The sequence below is a fragment of the Microbacterium sp. NPDC089320 genome (assembly GCF_040684875.1).
Taxonomy (GTDB): domain Bacteria; phylum Actinomycetota; class Actinomycetes; order Actinomycetales; family Microbacteriaceae; genus Microbacterium.
Genome location: NZ_JBFBGY010000001.1, coordinates 835,925 through 853,666 on the forward strand (window position 1 = coordinate 835,925; position 17,742 = coordinate 853,666).

Annotated in this window: 16 protein-coding genes; 6 read left to right on the forward strand and 10 right to left on the reverse strand. The window is 70.4% G+C overall.

Going from position 1 to position 17,742, the window contains the following annotated elements; translation table 11 throughout:
* Positions 1-9: 9 nt before the first annotated feature.
* The 6 genes from AB0N61_RS04130 to AB0N61_RS04155 form a co-directional block, all read right to left on the reverse strand.
* The gene (locus AB0N61_RS04130) at positions 10-1,110 is read right to left on the reverse strand and encodes a glycerate kinase (protein WP_363361933.1); all 1,101 of its coding nucleotides are present in this window, start codon (positions 1,108-1,110) and stop codon (positions 10-12) included.
* On the reverse strand, positions 1,107-2,165 hold the full coding sequence (locus tag AB0N61_RS04135) for a LacI family DNA-binding transcriptional regulator (RefSeq protein WP_363361934.1): 1,059 nt from the start codon (positions 2,163-2,165) through the stop codon (positions 1,107-1,109). The genes AB0N61_RS04130 and AB0N61_RS04135 overlap by 4 nt, the downstream gene beginning before the upstream one ends.
* Before the next feature lie 253 nt (positions 2,166-2,418).
* Positions 2,419-3,282, reverse strand: coding sequence for a sugar phosphate isomerase/epimerase family protein (locus AB0N61_RS04140; protein WP_363361936.1), 864 nt, complete (start codon positions 3,280-3,282; stop codon positions 2,419-2,421).
* Entirely contained in the window at positions 3,279-4,451 is a 1,173-nt protein-coding gene (locus tag AB0N61_RS04145; protein WP_363361937.1) for a dihydrodipicolinate synthase family protein, read from the reverse strand. The genes AB0N61_RS04140 and AB0N61_RS04145 overlap by 4 nt, the downstream gene beginning before the upstream one ends.
* A gap of 2 nt (positions 4,452-4,453) precedes the next feature.
* The gene (locus AB0N61_RS04150; protein WP_363361939.1) at positions 4,454-5,617 is read right to left on the reverse strand and encodes a Gfo/Idh/MocA family oxidoreductase; all 1,164 of its coding nucleotides are present in this window, start codon (positions 5,615-5,617) and stop codon (positions 4,454-4,456) included.
* A gap of 287 nt (positions 5,618-5,904) precedes the next feature.
* Positions 5,905-6,858 carry a LacI family DNA-binding transcriptional regulator gene (locus AB0N61_RS04155; protein WP_363362050.1) on the reverse strand — a complete coding sequence of 318 codons (954 nt, stop codon included), beginning with the start codon at positions 6,856-6,858 and terminating at the stop codon, positions 5,905-5,907.
* A 158-nt stretch (positions 6,859-7,016) separates the two neighbouring features.
* Between AB0N61_RS04155 and galT the strand changes: the two genes are divergently transcribed.
* From galT to galE, 3 genes are all read left to right on the forward strand, one after another.
* Complete coding sequence (gene galT / locus AB0N61_RS04160; protein ID WP_363361940.1) at positions 7,017-8,252, forward strand: galactose-1-phosphate uridylyltransferase; 1,236 nt, start codon at positions 7,017-7,019, stop codon at positions 8,250-8,252.
* Positions 8,249-9,445 carry a galactokinase gene (gene galK / locus AB0N61_RS04165; protein ID WP_363361941.1) on the forward strand — a complete coding sequence of 399 codons (1,197 nt, stop codon included), beginning with the start codon at positions 8,249-8,251 and terminating at the stop codon, positions 9,443-9,445. Before galT ends, galK begins: the two co-directional genes overlap by 4 nt.
* A 78-nt stretch (positions 9,446-9,523) precedes the next feature.
* Entirely contained in the window at positions 9,524-10,501 is a 978-nt protein-coding gene (gene galE / locus AB0N61_RS04170) for a UDP-glucose 4-epimerase GalE (RefSeq protein ID WP_363361942.1), read from the forward strand.
* Between the two features lie 11 nt (positions 10,502-10,512).
* Here the strand turns inward: galE and AB0N61_RS04175 are convergent, their stop codons facing one another.
* The 4 genes from AB0N61_RS04175 to AB0N61_RS04190 all read right to left on the reverse strand — a co-directional run bounded on the left by AB0N61_RS04175 (position 10,513) and on the right by AB0N61_RS04190 (position 15,389).
* Entirely contained in the window at positions 10,513-11,838 is a 1,326-nt protein-coding gene (locus tag AB0N61_RS04175; protein WP_363361944.1) for an MFS transporter, read from the reverse strand.
* A complete protein-coding gene (locus AB0N61_RS04180) occupies positions 11,835-12,743 on the reverse strand; it encodes a polysaccharide deacetylase family protein (RefSeq protein ID WP_363361946.1) in 909 nt (302 codons plus the stop codon). The genes AB0N61_RS04175 and AB0N61_RS04180 overlap by 4 nt, the downstream gene beginning before the upstream one ends.
* Positions 12,740-13,879 (reverse strand): ROK family transcriptional regulator, encoded by a 1,140-nt coding sequence (locus tag AB0N61_RS04185; protein ID WP_363361947.1) that lies wholly within the window; start codon positions 13,877-13,879, stop codon positions 12,740-12,742. The genes AB0N61_RS04180 and AB0N61_RS04185 overlap by 4 nt, the downstream gene beginning before the upstream one ends.
* 76 nt (positions 13,880-13,955) lie before the next feature.
* A complete protein-coding gene (locus AB0N61_RS04190; protein WP_363361949.1) occupies positions 13,956-15,389 on the reverse strand; it encodes a gamma-aminobutyraldehyde dehydrogenase in 1,434 nt (477 codons plus the stop codon).
* 100 nt (positions 15,390-15,489) lie between these two features.
* Between AB0N61_RS04190 and AB0N61_RS04195 the strand changes: the two genes are divergently transcribed.
* Genes AB0N61_RS04195 through AB0N61_RS04205 form a run of 3 tightly spaced genes read left to right on the forward strand, consistent with a single transcriptional unit; the run spans position 15,490 to position 17,735 of the window.
* Entirely contained in the window at positions 15,490-15,957 is a 468-nt protein-coding gene (locus AB0N61_RS04195) for an Lrp/AsnC family transcriptional regulator (protein ID WP_056313418.1), read from the forward strand.
* 27 nt (positions 15,958-15,984) lie between these two features.
* On the forward strand, positions 15,985-17,391 hold the full coding sequence (locus AB0N61_RS04200) for an FAD-dependent oxidoreductase (protein WP_363361950.1): 1,407 nt from the start codon (positions 15,985-15,987) through the stop codon (positions 17,389-17,391).
* Complete coding sequence (locus AB0N61_RS04205) at positions 17,388-17,735, forward strand: cupin domain-containing protein (RefSeq protein WP_363361951.1); 348 nt, start codon at positions 17,388-17,390, stop codon at positions 17,733-17,735. Before AB0N61_RS04200 ends, AB0N61_RS04205 begins: the two co-directional genes overlap by 4 nt.
* Positions 17,736-17,742: the final 7 nt, after the last annotated feature.

A 17,742-nucleotide genomic window follows, 5' to 3' on the forward strand; every position in this document is an offset into this window, starting at 1 on the left:
CGCGGCGAGTCAGACCGAGCGGGCGAGCAGCGCTCCGGCCTCGCGCAGCCACCGCGCGGGGTCGGAGAGGGCCGCGTCCGACGACCCGGCGATCTCGGTGAGAGACGCGGATGCCGCGAACAGCGCGGTCTCGGAATCGGCTGTGATGCGTCCGGCCGCGAGCAGGGCCGTGGCCCCAGCCGATGCCGCGAGGCCGGCGATGAACGAGGGCACCTTGCCGTCGCCGGACTGACCGTCGTACGACCCCTCCCCCGTGACGACGACGTCGGCGTCGGCGATCGCGTCGGCGAGTCCGATGAGCTCTGCGACCTCGGCCGCTCCTGGGGCGAGCGTCGCCCTCCAGACGACCAGCGCGCCGCCCGTTCCGCCCGCGGCTCCGGCCCCCTGCAGTGCGGCGTCGAGGGCGAGCAGGTCGGCGAGTCGAGCGAGCCCCGCATCCACTTCGGCCAGCTCCGTGAGGGCGAGCCCCTTCTGCGGCCCGAACACGGCCGCCGCACCCCGGGGTCCGGTGAGCGGATTCGTGACGTCGGTGAGCACGCGCACGTCCGGGGCCGCGCGCAGCCCGCTCAGGTCGACCGAGGCGATGTCGGCGAGGCCCCGCGCTCCACGCACGACCGGCGCACCCGACGCATCGAGGAACCGAGCGCCGAGCGCAGCCAGCATCCCGGTGCCCCCGTCGGTCGACGCGCTCGAACCGATCCCCACGATGAGACGCGTGACACCGTGGTCGAGTGCCGCGGCGATCGCCTGACCGAACCCGGTGGTGTCGGCATCCCACGGTCGCAGCTCGTCGAGCAGTTCGATGCCCGAGGTCGAGGCGAGGTCGACGACGGCAGTGTCGCCGGGAGCATCCGTCGAGGCCGGCAGCAGCAGCCAGCTGGTCTCAACCGGTGTGCCTGCGGGACCGTCGACGACCACCGGCATGCGTCGCGCTCCCGGCACGGCCGCCTCGAACGCCGCGACCGTGCCCTCACCGCCATCCGCCATGGGCCGGTGCACGAACGTCGCCGACGGCTCGACCGATGCCCAGCCTTCGGCGAGGGATGCCGCAGCATCCGCCGCGGTGATCGTGCCCTTGAAACTGTCCGGCGCCAGCACCACGCGCGTCATGACGCGATGCCGGGGGTGCTCGCGCGCACGATGACCTCGAGCGGAAGCGGAGCCTGCTGCCAGTCGGTGTCGACCGTCGCGCGGAACGCCTGATACCCGACTTCGCTCAGCGGCACGCGCACGGTCGTGAGCGCCGGGGTGACGTCGCTGCTCGAGGGCACGTCGTCGAAGCCGCAGACCGCGATGTCGGTGCCGACCTCTCGACCGGCCTCGCGGATCGCGGCCATCGCGCCGATCGCCACCACATCGCTCATGCCGAACACGAGGGTGCCGGGTTCGACGCCCTCGCCCAGGGCGGCCGACATCGCCTGCGCACCGGACTCCCGACGGAAGTCACCTCGGATCACCCGTTCGATCGACCCGCCGTCGGTCGCGAATCCGGCGCGGAACCCGGCAAGACGCTCGTCTGACGTGAGCACTCCCTCGGCCGCGCCGATCGCGATGGCGCTGCGATAGCCGAGAGAGGCCATGCGGCGACCGAGCGCCTCGGCCCCGGCGCGGTTGTCGATCTCGACGTGGCGGTTCTCTGCACTGCCGGCGCCGAACGTGACGACGCGTCCGCCGAACCGGGCGTACTCCGCCAGCTCGCGCGACGTGTCGGAGTCGGTCGGCTCGTTCGTGCGCGATGCGGCGAGGATCAGGCCCTGAGGTCGCTGACCACGCAGAGCCCGCACGATGCGCGCCTCACGCGCCGGATCACGCTCGGTGATGGCGATCGTCACGACCAGTCCCTGTTCGTCGGCTCCGCGGGCCACGCCGGCCGCGATGAGTCCGAAGTACGGGTCGGCGATGTCAGCCACCAGCAGGGCGATCACGGGCGAGCTGCCGCGGGCGGTCGCCTGCGCCGACGCGTTCGCCGTGTAGCCCAGTTCGGCGGCGGCCTGCTCCACGCGCTCGCGGAACGACTCGGCCACTTTGCGCTCTGACCCGTTGAGAACGCGGGATGCCGTGGCGAGCGAGACGCCGGCCTCGCGGGCGACGTCGTGCAGGGTCGGGGCTGCGCCCCGTGAATGCCTCGGCTGACGCGCACGGGAAGGGCTTTCCTGCTGACTCATGCCCTGAGCATACTGCGCCGAGACGGCGATGACGGGGGCGTCGCGGGGCTCGGGTCGGGCCCACCTCAACATAGGGCGCGGTCGGTCCTGTCTGCGAGGTGCGGGTCGAGTCGTGCCGTCTGCAGGACCGAAGCACGGATGCGGGCCCGAATCGGCGTTCCGGTCCTGCATCCGTGCTCGTCTCCTGCAGATGGTCGGCGCAGAGGACAATCGAGATGGCGACCGGCTCCGCCAGGCAGATCGCTCACGCCCGTCAGCGCAGGTGCGGCGAGACTGCGGCGCCGAACGTCTCGGCCGTGCGGCGCACGACGTTCTCGGGAGCATCCGCCCAGATGTCGGCATTGAAGATCTCGACCTCGATGTCGCGGTCATAGCCCGACTCGATCACGGCGCGCGTGAGCGAGCCGAAGTCGATCACGCCGTCGCCCGTGTAGTGCCGAGACAGCAGCACGTCGGCGGCGAGCGGGGTCTTCCAGTCGCACACCTGGTAGGTCGCGATGCGCCCTTCGCGGCCCGCACGTGCGATCTGGTCGAGCACCTGAGGATCCCACCAGATGTGGAAGGTGTCGACCGCCGCGCCCACGACGTCGGCGTCGAAGTCGGCGGCGATGTCGAGCGCCTGACCGAGGGTCGAGACGACCGCGCGGTCAGAGGCGTACATCGGATGCAGGGGCTCGATCGCGAGCGTCACACCCGCCGCCTTCGCATCGGCCGCGAGCACGCCGATCGCATCGCGCACTCGCTCGCGCGCGCCGATCAGGTCGCGGGATCCCGCCGGGATGCCGCCGGCGACGAGCACGAGCACAGCCGTCGACCCGTCGGCCCCCGCGGCGGCGAGCGTCGCGGTCTCCTCGATCGCGCGCCGGTTGTCGTCGAGCGCGGCGACGCGCTCGGGTCCGTCCGGCAAGGTGAAGAAGCCCCCGCGGCAATGAGTCGTGAAGCGCAGCCCCGAATCCGCGAGCATGCGCGCGGCGGCATCGAGACCGACCTCGTTCACGGGCTCGCGCCACAGACCGATCGCCTGGATGCCGGCATCCGCCGTCACCCGCAGCGCGGTCGCGAGGTCGGCGTGCTTGATCGTGGCCTGGTTGATCGACAGGCGCGGGTCGACGGTCACAGCGAGACTCCGTTCAGGCGCAGCATCCCGTGCCAGCGCTCTCGCGCGAGCTCGGGGTTCTCGAGGGCGAGCGAGGCGTTGGCCAGCTCGACGATGCGGCTGAGATGCGGAAGGCTGCGCGCCGAGTGCAGCCCGCCGACCATCTGGAACGCGGGCTGATGCCCGTTGAGCCAGGCGAGGAACGCCACGCCCGTCTTGTAATAGAAGGTCGGTGCCGCGAACACCTGGCGACTGAGTTCTTCGGTCGGACCGAGGATCTCGAGGTAGCGCGCGGGGTCTCCGGCATCGAGCGCCTGGATGGCGGCGGAGGCGACCGGGGTGATCGCCGCGAACGCTCCGAGCAACGCATCGGAATGCCCCTCGCCCTCACCCACGGTGTCGCCGCCGATCAGGCCGACGTAGTTGAAGTCGTCGCCCGTGAACATGCGCACGCCCTGCGGAAGCCGCTCGCGCACCGAGATCTCGGACTCCGCGTTCAGCAGGCTCATCTTCACGCCGGCGACCCTGTCGGGGTTCTCGGCGATCACGTCGAGCAGCACCGCGGATGCCGTCTGCCAGTCATCCGCGCCGAAGTAGCCGGCGAGCTCGGGGTCGAACGCCGTGCCGAGCCAGTGCAGCACCACGGGCACCGACGCCGACTCCAGCACCTCGCGGTAGACGCGGCGGTAGTCGTCGGCATCCGTCGCCACCCGCGCGAGATGACGCGAGGCCATCAGCACCGGTCCCGCCCCCTGCTCCTCGGTGAAGTGCAGCTGCTGCTTGTAGGCGTCGATGACCTGGTCGAGCGAGATGTGCGACTCGGCGACGTGGTCGGTGTTGACGCCCACCACGACCGAGCCGCCCTCTTCACGCGCGACCTCGGCGCTGCGCGAGATGAGCTCGCGCGTCGCTGCGGCGTCGAGGCCCATGTTGCGCTGCGCGGTGTCCATGGCGTCGGCGACGCCCAGGCCCCACGAATAGACATTGCGGCGGAACGCGAGCGTCGAGTCCCAGTCGATGTCGGCCGGCTGACCCGGAGTGTTGTCGGCGTGCACCTTCGGCACGACGTGGGCAGCGGCGTAGGCGACGCGGCTCCGCAGCGGCGAGGTCGGACGGGAGTATCCACCGCCCTCGCGCAGCTCGGCATCCGTCACCGCGCCCGCGGCGTCGAGAAGTCGGAGAGTCGTCATGCTCAGCCCAGCGTCAGCGGCTCGAGCGCGACCTTGCGGCCCTCGGCGCTGGAGGTCAGCCCCGCCTCGGCGAACTGCACGCCGCGGGCACCGGAGAGCAGATCGAAGGGGTACTTCGTGCCCTCGACGAACGAGACGAGGTACTCCTCCCACTGCTGACGGAATCCGTTGATGAAGACGTCGTTCGTGGGCACCTTCTGCCAGTCGGTGTCGTAGTCGTGCGTGTCTTCGAGGTCGGGGTTCCACACGGGCTTCGGCGTCGCGTTGCGCGGCTGGATCTTGGCGCCGAAGAGTCCGACGACCGCGGATCCGTGCGTGCCGTCGACCTGGAACTCGACCAGCTCGTCGCGGTTGACGCGCACCGTCCAGCTCGAGTTGATCTCGGCGACGATGCCGCCCTCGATCTCGAAGATGCCGTAGGCGGCGTCTTCGGCGGTGGCGGTGTAGTGCTCGCCGTTCTCGTCCCAGCGGTCGGCGATGTGCACGGCGGCCTGCGCGTAGACGCTCTTCACCTCGCCGAAGAGGTTCTCGAGCACGTAGTTCCAGTGCGGGAACATGTCGACGATGATGCCGCCGCCGTCTTCGGTGCGGTAGTTCCAGCTCGGGCGCTGCGCGGGCTGCCAGTCGCCCTCGAAGACCCAGTAGCCGAATTCGCCACGCACCGACAGGATGCGACCGAAGAAGCCCGAGTCGATGAGGCGCTTGAGCTTCTGCAGACCCGGCAGGTAGAGCTTGTCGTGCACGACGCCGGTCTTGACGCCGGCCTCATCGGCGAGACGCGCGAGCTCGAGAGCCTCGTCGAGCGACTCGGCGGTGGGCTTCTCGGTATAGATCGCCTTGCCGGCCGCGATCGCCTTGCGCAGCGCCGAGGCACGGGCCTTGGTCACGAGGAAGTCGGCGTAGATCTCCCACTTCGGGTCGGCGAGTGCGGCGTCGAGATCGGTCGTGTAGTCCGCGATGCCGTGCTTCGCCGCGAGCTCGGCGAGCTTGGCCTCGTTGCGCCCCACCAGCAGCGGCTTCACCGTGATGCGGGATCCGTCGGGCAGCTCGATTCCGCCCTCGTCGCGGATCGCGAGGATCGACCGCACGAGGTGCTGACGGTAGCCCATGCGCCCGGAGACGCCGTTCATGATGATCCCGATCTCGCGGGTCGTCGCCTGTGACATTGCTGGTCCGTTCTGTGGGAAGCCGTGCGCCGGTATCCCGGTGGGTAAGCGCTTTCCGGTAGCTTGCCACGAGTCGGGCGGGTGCGCAAGTGGCGCGCGGAAACCGCTATCCGGGTTTCTGGATGTGACCGACGCCCGTCCACCCGACGTGCGGGGCCACATACGCATCGCGGAGCCGCGTCTCCGGGGCGGAAGTGACCCCGCAGCGGGCGGCGGGTGCGGAAGTGACCCCGCAGCGGGCGGCGGTGCGGAAGTGACCCCGCGGCCCGACGGCGCGGGGTCGCGCGTCAGCGAGTGCTCGAGCGTTCGACCAGGAGCGTGGGCACCACGACAGCGGATGCCGCACCTTCGGCGGCGCCCTCGATATCGGCGACGAGCAGGTCGACCGCCCGGCGCGCCAGGGCCGCGAAGTCCTGTCGGATCGTCGTCAGCGGCGGGCGGTAGTTGGCGGCATCCGGCACGTCGTCGAATCCGATGACGCTGACATCCTTGGGAACGCTCCGTCCCGCGTCGGCGAGCGCGCGCAGCAGGCCCAGCGCCATCTGGTCGTTGGCGCAGAAGACCGCGGATGCTGCGCTCAGCGCGTCACCCGCGGCGTGTCCGGCCTCGGCCGACCAGTCGCCGCGCACGACGGCGGGCGGCTCGATGCCGGCATCCGCGAGCGCGCTCCGCCACCCGCGCTCACGCTCGGCCGCCGCGAACGAGTCCGCCGGGCCCGCGAGGTGGTGCACGGTCTCGTGCTCGAGGCCGAGCAGGTGGGCCGTCGCCACGGCGGCGCCTCCGGCATGGTCGCTGTGCACGACCGCGAGGTCGGCTGACCCCGGAGCATCGACCACGACCAGACGCAGGCCCGCGGGTCGCTCGGCGGCGGGCACCAGCGCCGATGCCTCGTTCAGCACGATCGCGCCGTCGACCTCCTGCTCGGCGAGGCGCTCGAAGGCGTCTGCGACGCTGTCGCCCGCGGTCACGAGCGTCAGGGCGTACCCGCGCTCGGCCGCAGCCTCGGCGGTGGCCTGCAGCATCCTCGAGTTGCCGACGGTTGCGAGGGTGGTGACGACGAGTCCGATGGTCTGCGAGCGGCCGGTGCGCAGGGCGCGGGCTGCACGGTGGGGGCGGTAGCCGAGGTCGGCCATCGCCCTCTCGACGCGTTCGCGAGTCGCAGGGTCGACGCGAGGGCTGTCATTGACGACGCGCGACACGGTCTGACCCGAGACGCCTGCGCGCGCGGCGACCATCGCCATCGAGACGCGACCCGACGGAGCTCGTCGCCGACGCGGACGATCGGTGTCGCGCGGCAGATCGTCGTCGCGGAAGAGATCGTCGCCCACGGTGCCCCCTCCTCGCCGGACACATGGCCGGCGTGTTGACGTTACCACGAGGCTGTGCGTACCATGTTTACGTGAACACGCCCGAATCTCCTGAGCTTCGAACCGAGACCCTCTCCGCCGGCATCGTCAAGCGCGCGACGACGCTCGCCGACGGCCGCGAACTGATCTACTTCGACGACCCCCACACGACGCTCGGCGCCGAGCGCGCCGTCGACAGCCGCACGCTCGACGCTCGCAGCGAGACCGCGACGATGCGCCTCGACGTGCTGACCGGCGACTGGATCACGGTCGCCGCGAACCGCCAGAACCGTGTCATGATGCCGAGCGCCGACGCCGATCCGCTCGCTCCGCAGTCGCCGACCAACCCTTCGGAAGTGCCCTCGCTCTACGACGTCGCCGTCTTCGAGAACCGTTCGCCCGCCTTCGGCCCCGCCCTCGCCGAGGCCACCGGCACCGCCCCCCAGGCGAGCAACCCTCCTCGCGGGCTCGACGACCTCGCCGCCCTCGGACTCGGCCGCACGCGCACCTCGGTCGGACGCTGCGAGGTCGTGTGCTTCAGCCCCGAGCACACCGGATCGTTCGGCACGCAGTCGGTGACCCGCGCCCGCACCGTGATCGAGGCCTGGGCCGACCGCACGGCGGCGCTGTCGAAGCTCCCCGGCATCCAGCAGATCTTCCCGTTCGAGAACCGCGGCGAGGCCATCGGCGTCACGCTTCCCCACCCGCACGGCCAGATCTACGCGTACCCCTACGTGACGCCGCGCACCACGCGCCTGCTCGACTCGATCGACCGCACGGCGCCCGATCTGTTCCAGCACATCCTCGAGTCCGAGCAGGCGTCGGAGCGGGTCGTGTTCCGGGGCGAGCACTGGACAGCATTCGTCCCCTTCGCCGCCCGCTGGCCCCTCGAGGTGCACCTCATGCCGCACCGTCACGTGCCCGACTTCGCCGAGACGACGGATGCCGAGCGCGACGAGCTCGCTCCCCTCTATCTGCGACTGCTCCGCGGCGTCGACGCGCTCTACGACACCCCGACGCCGTACATCGCCGCGTGGCACCAGGCCCCGGTGAACGTCGGCCGCGACAGCGTGCGCCTGCACCTGCAGCTGACGAGCCCCCGCCGTGCCGCCGACAAGCTCAAGTTCCTCGCCGGATCCGAGGCCGCGATGTGGGCCTGGGCCGCCGAGGTCACCCCCGAGCAGGGCGCCGCCCGCATCCGCGAGGCCATCGGGAAGGCCGACGCCGCCCACGACCAGACCGCACCCGCACCCGCACCCGCAGACACCGCAGACGAGGCATCCGCATGACCACCACACAGGACGCCGCGCGCGCGCTCTTCACCGACCTCACCGGCCGCGCCCCCGAGGGCGTCTGGTCGGCACCGGGCCGCGTGAACCTGATCGGCGAGCACACCGACTACAACGACGGATTCGTGCTGCCCTTCGCGATCCCGCACCGCACGGTGGCCGCCGTCGGCACCCGCGACGACCGCCGCATCCGCGTCGCGTCGACCTTCGCCGACGAGCCGGTGGAGGTCTCGCTCGACGACCTCGACGAGCTGTTCCCCACCCCGACCGGCACCGCGCCGCGCGTGCCGGAGTGGGCCGCCTACCCGCTGGGCGTCGCGTGGGCCCTGCGCCAGGCCGAGGGCGTCTCCGCCTCTGCCGCCACCGGCACCGGGCTCGACATCGCCATCGCCTCCGACGTCCCGGTGGGCGCGGGCCTCTCGTCGTCGGCCGCGATCGAGGGCGCCACGGCATCCGCCCTGAATGAGCTGTGGGATGCCGGGCTCGACCGCACGGCCCTCGCCCGCGTCGGCCGGAAGGCCGAGAACGAGGCCGTCGGCGCCCCGACCGGCATCATGGACCAGATGGCGTCGATGCTCGGCGAGCCGGATGCCGCGATCTTCCTCGACTGCCGCTCGCTCGATGCGAACCTCGTGCAGGTGGGCATCGCCGAAGCGGGCCTCGCGATCCTCGTGATGGACACCCGCGTCAAGCACGCGCACTCCACGGGGGGATACGGCGAGCGCCGGGCCGCCTGCGAACGCGGTGCCGCGATCATGGGCGCCGAGAGCCTGCGCGACGTCTCCGTCGCCGACCTGCCCCGCGCCGAACAGCTCATGGACGACGTGACCTTCCGTCGCGTGCGCCACGTGGTCACCGAGAACCAGCGCGTGCTCGACACCGTCACGGTGCTGCGCGAGCAGGGCGCCCGAGCGATCGGGGACCTGCTCGTGGCCTCGCACGCGTCGATGCGCGATGACTTCGAGATCTCCGTGCCCGAGCTCGACACGGCGGTCGAGACGGCCCTGTCGGCCGGTGCGATCGGCGCTCGGATGACCGGCGGAGGGTTCGGCGGGGCCGCGATCGCGCTGATCGAGCAGGACTCCGTGCAGCGCGTGACGGATGCCGTGACGGCGGCGTTCGCAGCATCCGGTTTCGCCGCTCCCGTGATCTTCACCGTCACGCCGTCGGCCGGAGCGCACCGCGACGCGTGACCGAGCTCGCGGTCGACGCCTCAGGTTCTGTCAGTCGCGACCTGAGATACTGAACACTTCCCCACCCCGAGGAGCACAATGTCCTGGATCGTGACCGGCGGCGCCGGCTACATCGGCTCGCACGTCGTTCGCGCACTGGCGGATGCCGGGCTCACCCCCGTCGTTCTCGACGACCTCTCGAGCGGCGTCGCCTCATTCGTGCCCGAGGGCGTCGCCTTCGTGCAGGGCAGCATCCTCGACCGCGAGCTCGTCGAGCAGACGCTGCGCGATCACGACGCCGAGGGCGTCATCCACGTGGCCGGATACAAGTACGCCGGTGTCTCGGTGCAGCGTCCGCTGCACACCTACGCGCAGAACGTCGAGGGCACCCGGGTGATCCTCGAGGCGATGGATGCCGCGGGCGTCAGCAACATCGTGTTCTCGTCGTCGGCTGCCGTGTTCGGCACTCCCGATGTCGCGCTCGTCGTCGAGGAGACGGCCAAGAAGCCCGCGAGCCCCTACGGCGAGTCCAAGCTCATCGGCGAGTGGCTGCTGCGCGACCAGGCGATCGCGACCGCCGATTCCGACAAGCCGCTGCGACACACCTCGCTGCGCTACTTCAACGTCGTCGGCTCGGCCGACCCGTCGGTCTACGACGTGAGCCCGCACAACCTCTTCCCCATCGTGTTCGAGAAGCTCATCGCGGGAGAGACCCCGCGCATCAACGGCGACGACTACGACACCGAAGACGGCACCAACGTGCGCGACTACGTGCACGTGGGCGACATCGCCGCCGCCCACGTCGCGGCAGCGAAGCGTCTCGCCGGCGGCGAGCCGATCGAGGCCGCCTACAACCTCGGCTCGGGCGACGGCCTCAGCGTGAAGCAGATCATGGATGCGGTCGCACGCGTCACGGGCATCGACTTCACCGCCGAGATCGGCCCTCGACGCCCGGGAGACCCCGACCGCATCGTCGCGACGGGCGAGCTCGCCGCCCGTGACCTCGACTGGAAGATGCGGTACACGGTCGACGAGATGGTGCGCACGGGCTGGGAGGCCCGCCGGGCCGCATCCTGACTCGGGTCTCGTCAGAGATCGCGCGTGCGGATCGGGTAGAGCCAGAAGCACAGCCACGCGAGGGCCGCGAAGACGAGCGGGATCACCGCCACCATCACGCGGATCCCGCCGTCGACGGCCTCCGGCTGCGCGTCGCCGAGCGAGGCGTCGAAGCCGGATGCCGTGAGCACCGCAGCCGCCACGACGGCCTGCAGCACGACCGAGCCGCGCACGACGAAGCCGTTCACCCCGAAGTAGGCTCCCTCGCGGCGATGACCGGTGCGCGTGGCATCCTCGTCGATGATCTGGGCGAGCACGACCTCGAGCAGCTGCAGCAGACCGCCGACGCCGACTCCCACCGCGACGCCGATGAGCGCGGCGGCGAGCACGGTCGACGGCAGCAGGTAGCCGAGCACGGCGATGCCGAACACCGTGACGCTCCCCAGCAGTGCGGCGCGGGGTGAGGTGCGTCGCACGATCGCGCTCCACAGCACGATCGACGGGATGGCGGTCACGAAGATCGCCCCCAGCAGCAGGCTCGCCTCGCCCTCGGCGGCGCCCAGCGAATAGCGCACGTAGAACGGCAGCGCGGCGAGGATCACGGCGATCGACGTCTGGATGAACAGCGAGCCGAGCACGTAGGGCACGAACGCCCGGTTCGCGAACGTGTAGGTCAGCTGGTCGCGCCAGCGCATCGCCTCGGATGCCGCCTCGGGCACCCGACGCTCGACCATGCCGCCGAAGAACGACCACACCAGCAGCGCGAGGCAGACGGTCGCGAGCACGACGGCCATCCCCGGCCACCCGATCGACCCGTACAGCGCGGGGGCGCCCGCGGTGCCCAGCACCATGCCGAGGATCGCGAAGATCTGCCGGGGCACGTTGCCGCGCGCTCGCTCGTCGGTCGTGCGAAAGATCTCGGGGAACAGCGCCGAGATGTTCAGCACCACCACCACGAAGGCGATGTCGTACACCGCGACCACGATCAGGAACCAGACGATCAGCCCGGCGGTCGGCAGCTCCGGCGGCATCCACACCAGCGCGAAGGCGAGCACCAGCGGCACGATGCCGAGACCGATCCAGGGGATGCGGCGCCCCCACGGCGTGCGGATGCGGTCGGAGAGCGCCCCGACGACCGGATTGAGCACCGCATTCAGCACGCCGTGCGCGATCATCGCCGCGGCGACCCAGCCCGGCGCCACGCCCAGGTGGGTGACATAGAAGTAGACGACGAACGCCGAGAACGTCTGCGCCATGAGCTGGGTCGGGAACCCGGATGCTCCGAAGGCGATCGTCTGCGCCCGCGTGGGGGCGGCATCGAGACGCCGGTCGCGCAGCCTCGTCGTCAGCGAGGTCATGCGCGGCGACTCCGCTGCAGATCGCGCAGATCGCGCCAGCCGAGTCGCACGAGTCCCTCGTCGGCGAACGCCTGCAGCACGAGGGGGTCGGAGAGCAGGCGCAGCTCGTGTCCGCGCTTGGCGGCGCCGAAGTCGACGGCCGCGCGCAGCTCGTCGTCGTCGACCATCGGATGCAGGTAGATCTCGGTCACACCGGACGGAACCGCGCGCAGCAGCGCGATGAATCCGTCCCGCACCTGCTCGTACGACTCATCCGGCGCCTCTTCGAACGGGTGCGTCCACAGCCGGTCGACGATCTCGACGCCGAGGGCGTCGGCGGCGGCCGATGCCTCGGCGAGTTTCGCCTGCAGCGCCGCGTCGTCTGCGGTTCCCTCCATGGTGCGCGGCAGCCGGAACGGCAGGCCGTGTCGGGCGGCGAGCTCGAACACCGGACCGAGGAAGTCCCGCCCGGTCAGCACGCCATAGACAGACCCCATGTGGTTGTCGAGATGAGTGACGTCCACGCCGGCATCCAGGGCGGCCTGCAGCTGTGCGGCGATCTCGGCGGTGACGTGGTCGACCGACGCGAGCTCTTCGATCGCGAGGACGCCGGCGGGAAAGTACCCCGCGTCGTCGACGAGCGTCGTGCCGGTGCCGGTGAGCGGCCGCCAGCGGTAGTCCGCCCACTCGCTCGTGAGCACGAGGTGCACGCCGACGTCGAGATCGGGGTGCGAGGCCGCGAACGCCAGCGCCTCCGGCGCCCAGGGGCAGGGCACCATGAGCGTCGTCGAGTCGATGCGCCCGGCATCGAGCAGCTGCATGATCGCCGTGTTGGCCGCATGGCACATGCCGAAGTCGTCGGCGTTGATGATCACGCCCCTCGCTCGCGGCGCGAGGCCGAGGCGGTCCGCGAGGTCTGGGGTCATCGTCGACTCCTGTTCGATGCGGGAAGCAGTCGGGAGAACACGGTCGCCCGGAGTCCGGATGCCGCCTCACCGATCGCGCCGACCAGCGGCGCCTCCGGCCCGAACGACGAGACCACGAGCGTGAGCGGGAGCTGGGGGGCGAGTTCTTCGGCGAACGCGACTGCGGCTCCGGCGAGCGCCGGGTGCGCGGCCGTGCCGCTGAGGAGGAATGCCTCGGGGTCGAGCACGAGGGCGATGCTGCCCGCGATCAGGGTGAGTCTGCGTCCCATCTCGGCGGCCATGGCGAGTGCGGCCGGATCACCGGCGGAGGCGGCGTCGAGGTGCTGGTCGATCGTCTCTTCGGGGTCGCGGCCGTTCGCCAGGGCGAGGTCTCTCACCACGGCGTCGCCGAGCACAGGGGCGCCGATCGGCAGAGGGCTCTGCGGCAGGTACATGACCTCGCCGGCGACGCCCGAGAATCCCCGGTGCAGCGAGCCGTCGATCACGATGCCGGCACCGAGTCCGTCATCGAGCAGCAGCAGGGCGAAGCTGCTGAGCTGTGCGCCGGTGCCTTCGGAGAGTTCGGCGAGCGCCGCGAGGTTGACGTCGTTCTCCACCCGCACCGGGCAGCCGAGGCGCGTCGACAGGGCGTTCTTGAATGCGCCGCCGTCGGGGCCCTGATCATCGCGGATGCCGCCGTCGGCGGTGACGATGCCCGGGATGCCGACGACAGTGAGCAGCAGCGGACCGGTGACGGCCCGTCGGCACGCGTCGATCAGGCCGGCGATGTGCTGCACGCGGTCCCCGCGCACCGGAAAGGCCGCGTGGCTCTCAGCCCGCACCGCCCCGGTCGGGTCGACCAGTGCGACATGCGCGGCGTGCGCGTCGACGTGCACCGCGGCGGCGAGTCCGAGCTGCGGATGCAGCGAGACGCGCCCCGCGGCCGGTCCGCGTGTGTCGCGGTCCATGCCGGCAGCCGCGACCGCCGACGACGATTCGAGCATCCGGAGCACCTGCGTCACCGCCGTGCGCGACAGCCCCGTCTCGACGACCAGTTCGGCACGGGTGAGCGGGCCTCGGCGCGCGAGCGTCTCGAGGATGGCGCGGCCGTTGAGCGTGCGGAGCAGGGTCTGGGGCCCCGCGAGTGGTCGTGCCAAGTTGATCCCCCCGGATTCGACGTCCGCCCAGCTTGACACATCGCGTCATACGTGTCGAGAGACCCGCGCCGCAGCGTCAATCCAGCGCTGACATCACGTGCTTGATGCGGGTGTAGTCATCGAAGCCGTACTGCGAGAGGTCTTTGCCGTAGCCCGAGTGCTTGAAGCCGCCGTGCGGCATGTCCGACACGAACGGGATGTGCGTGTTGATCCACACGCAGCCGAAATCGAGATCCCGCGAGAAGCGCATCGCGCGGGCATGATCGGTCGTCCAGACCGATGACGCGAGGGCGTAGGGCACGTCGTTCGCCATCTCGAGCGCCTGCTCCTCGGTCTCGAACGCCTGCACGGTCAGCACCGGTCCGAAGATCTCACCCTGCACGGCCTCATCGTCCTGATGCAGGCCCGACACGATGGTCGCCTCGAAGAAGAAGCCCCTCTCGCCCTGACGCGACCCGCCGGTCTCGATCGTGGTGTGCGCGGGCAGACGATCCACGAAGCCCTGTACCTGAGCGAGCTGAGCAGCGCTGCTGAGCGGGCCGTAGAGCACACCCTCCTCATGCGGGGCGCCCGTGCGGGCATCCGTCTTCGCCTTCTCGACCAGCGCGGCGACGAAGTCGTCGTGCACCGACGCATGCACGAGCACGCGGGTGGCTGCCGTGCAGTCCTGCCCGGCGTTGAAGAACGCGCCCGTGACGATGCCCGATGCCGCCTTGTCGAGGTTCGCATCGGGGAAGACGATCGCCGGCGCCTTGCCGCCGAGTTCGAGGTGCACGCGCTTGACGTCGTTCGCCGCCGATCGCGCCACGGCCATCCCGGCACGCACCGAACCGGTGATGGCCACCATCTGAGGCGTCGGATGCTCGACCAGGGCCACTCCGGTGTCGCGGTCGCCGAGCACCACGTTGAGCGTGCCTGCGGGCGTGTGCAGCGCGACGATCTCGGCGAGCAGCAGGGTGGTCAGCGGCGTCGACTCGGCGGGCTTGAGCACGACCGTGTTGCCGGCGGCGAGCGCGGGAGCGATCTTCCACACGGCCATGTTCAGCGGATAGTTCCAGGGGGTGACCTGTCCGATCACGCCGATCGGCTCGCGCCGCACGAACGAGGTGTGGCCGGCGAGGTACTCCCCCGCAGCGCGTCCTTCGAGGCTGCGCGCGGCCCCCGCGAAGAACCGCAGCTGGTCGATCGACTGCACGATCTCGTCTGCCACGAGAGACGCGCGCGGCTTGCCCGTGTCCTGCGACTCGAGGTCGGCGAACTCCTCGGCGCGCGCCTGCATCTCGTCGGCGATGCGGAACAGCGCGAGCTGGCGGTCGGCCGGGGTGGTGTCGCGCCAGATCGGGAATGCGGCGGATGCGGCCGCATACGCCGCGTCGACGTCAGTCGCGTCCGAGACCGGCAGCTCGCCGTAGGTCTCCTCCGTCACCGGGTCGATCAGCGGCATCCGCTTCTGTCCGCTCGCGGGAACGTACTGCCCGCCGATGAAGTTCTGGAGAAGATCTGTCGCCATGACGGCCATGCTAGCGATCCGAGTGCGAATACAGAAGAGTCAGATGATCGCAACGATGGAATCAGTTGCCAGCGGGCCTCCATGCTGTCAATATCGACACATGAGCGCCACGCCGAAGCAGCCCGTGTTGGATGACATCTCGAAGCGGATCGTCGAGCTGCTGCAGGAGGACGGCCGCCGGCCCTACGCCGAGATCGGCCGAGAGGTGGGGCTCAGCGAGGCGGCGGCGCGTCAGCGGGTGCAGCGGATGACCGAGGCCGGCATCATCCAGATCGTCGCGGTGACAGACCCGATGCAGCTCGGATTCAACCGCATGTCGATGATCGGCATCCGCGTCACCGGCGACCCGCGGCTCATCGCCGAGGAGCTGACGAAGATCACCGAGCTCGCCTATGTCGTCGTGACGCTCGGCACCTTCGACATCCTCGTCGAGGCGGTGTGCGAGAGCGACACCCACCTGCTCGATCTGATCGCGACCCGCATTCGCACGATCCCCGGCATCACGCATACCGAGAGCCTGCTCTACGCGGGGCTCTACAAAGACCTCTACAACTGGGGCACGCGCTGAGGCGCGGCCCGGAACCGGGAGAACATCATGGGAACCACGGTCTTCGAACGCCGCCGCCCCGCGGATGCCGTCATCGACGCCTCGCTGCGTGACACCGCCTTGAGCGTCTTCTGGCTCGACGACGTGGAGCGCGTGTCGCATCCGTCGCTCACCCGCAGCATCACCGCCGACCTCGCCATCGTCGGCGGCGGCTATGCCGGGCTCTGGACAGCCGTGCGCGCGAAGGAGCGCGACCCCGAACGTCGGGTCGTGCTGCTCGAAGCGTCGCGCATCGCGTGGGCGGCATCCGGTCGCAACGGCGGATTCTGCGAAGCGAGCCTCACCCACGGTCACGAGAACGGTGTCAGTCGTTGGCCCGACGAGATCGACCGCCTCGAGAAGCTGGGCCTCGAGAACCTCGACGCCATCGAAGAGACCGTCGAGCGGTATGGCATGGATGTCGACTTCGAGCGCACCGGTCAGCTGGCCGTCGCCGTGGAGCCGCACCAGGTGGAGTGGCTGCGTGACGAGGAGGGCTTCCTCGATCGTGAGGCCGTGCAGGCCGAGGTGCACTCGGATACATTCCTCGCGGGGGCCTGGGAGCGCGAAGGATGCGCGCTCGTGCACCCCGCCAAGCTCGGCCTCGAACTGGCCCGTGTGGCGGTCGAACTCGGCGTCGAGATCTACGAGAACTCGCTCGTGCGTTCCGTCGAGGGTGACGGGTCGAGCGCGATCACGCTCGTCACGCGCGACGGCGGGCGAGTCAGAGCGGATGCCGTGGCGCTGGCCACCAACGTCTTCCCCTCGCTGCTCAAGCGCAACCGACTCATGACCGTCCCCGTCTACGACTACGTGCTCATGACCGAGCCGCTGACCGACGAGCAGCTGGCCTCGATCGGGTGGTCGAACAGGCAGGGCCTGGCCGACAGCGCCAACCAGTTCCACTACTACCGGCTCACCGCCGACAACCGCATCCTCTTCGGCGGATACGACGCGGTCTACCACTTCGGGGGCAAGGTGCGCCCCGAGTACGAGGATCGCGCCGAAAGCCACCGCAAGCTCGCCTCGCACTTCTTCACAACGTTCCCCCAGCTCGAAGGGCTGCGCTTCACGCACCGGTGGGCCGGAGCGATCGACTCGTCGAGCCGCTTCTGCGCGTTCTTCGGCACGGCCCGCAAGGGTCGAGTGACCTATGCCACCGGGTTCACCGGGCTCGGCGTCGGCGCCGCGCGGTTCGCCGCCGACGTCATGCTCGACAAGCTGTCGGGCGAGTCGACCGAACGCACCGAGCTCGCGATGGTGCGCGAGAAGCCGATCCCGTTCCCACCCGAGCCCGTCGCCTCGGTCGGCGTCAACCTCGTGCGCGCCGCGATGGACCGGGCCGATCACAACGAGGGCAAGCGCAACCTGTTCCTCAAGACGCTGGACGCCGTCGGCATGGGCTTCGACTCGTGAGCGCCCTCGCACCCGGCACGGGAGTTGATGCCGCCGCACTGCCGCTCACTCATGAGCCGCTGCCGGCCGACGACGTGATCATCGGTCAGCCCACGACGGCGGTACATGAGCTGGCCACGCTGGGAGAGGTCGAGGTCGGAGTCTGGGAGATGACGCCGGGCACGGCATCCGATGTCGAGGTCGACGAGGTGTTCGTCGTGCTGTCCGGTCACGCCCGCATCGAGTTCGTCGAGCCCGTGCTGCCTGCGATCGAGGTCGGTCCCGGGTCTATCGTGCGGCTCGCCGCGGGGCAGCGCACCGCCTGGACGGTGACCGAGACGCTGCGCAAGATCTACATCACCTGAGGCAGGC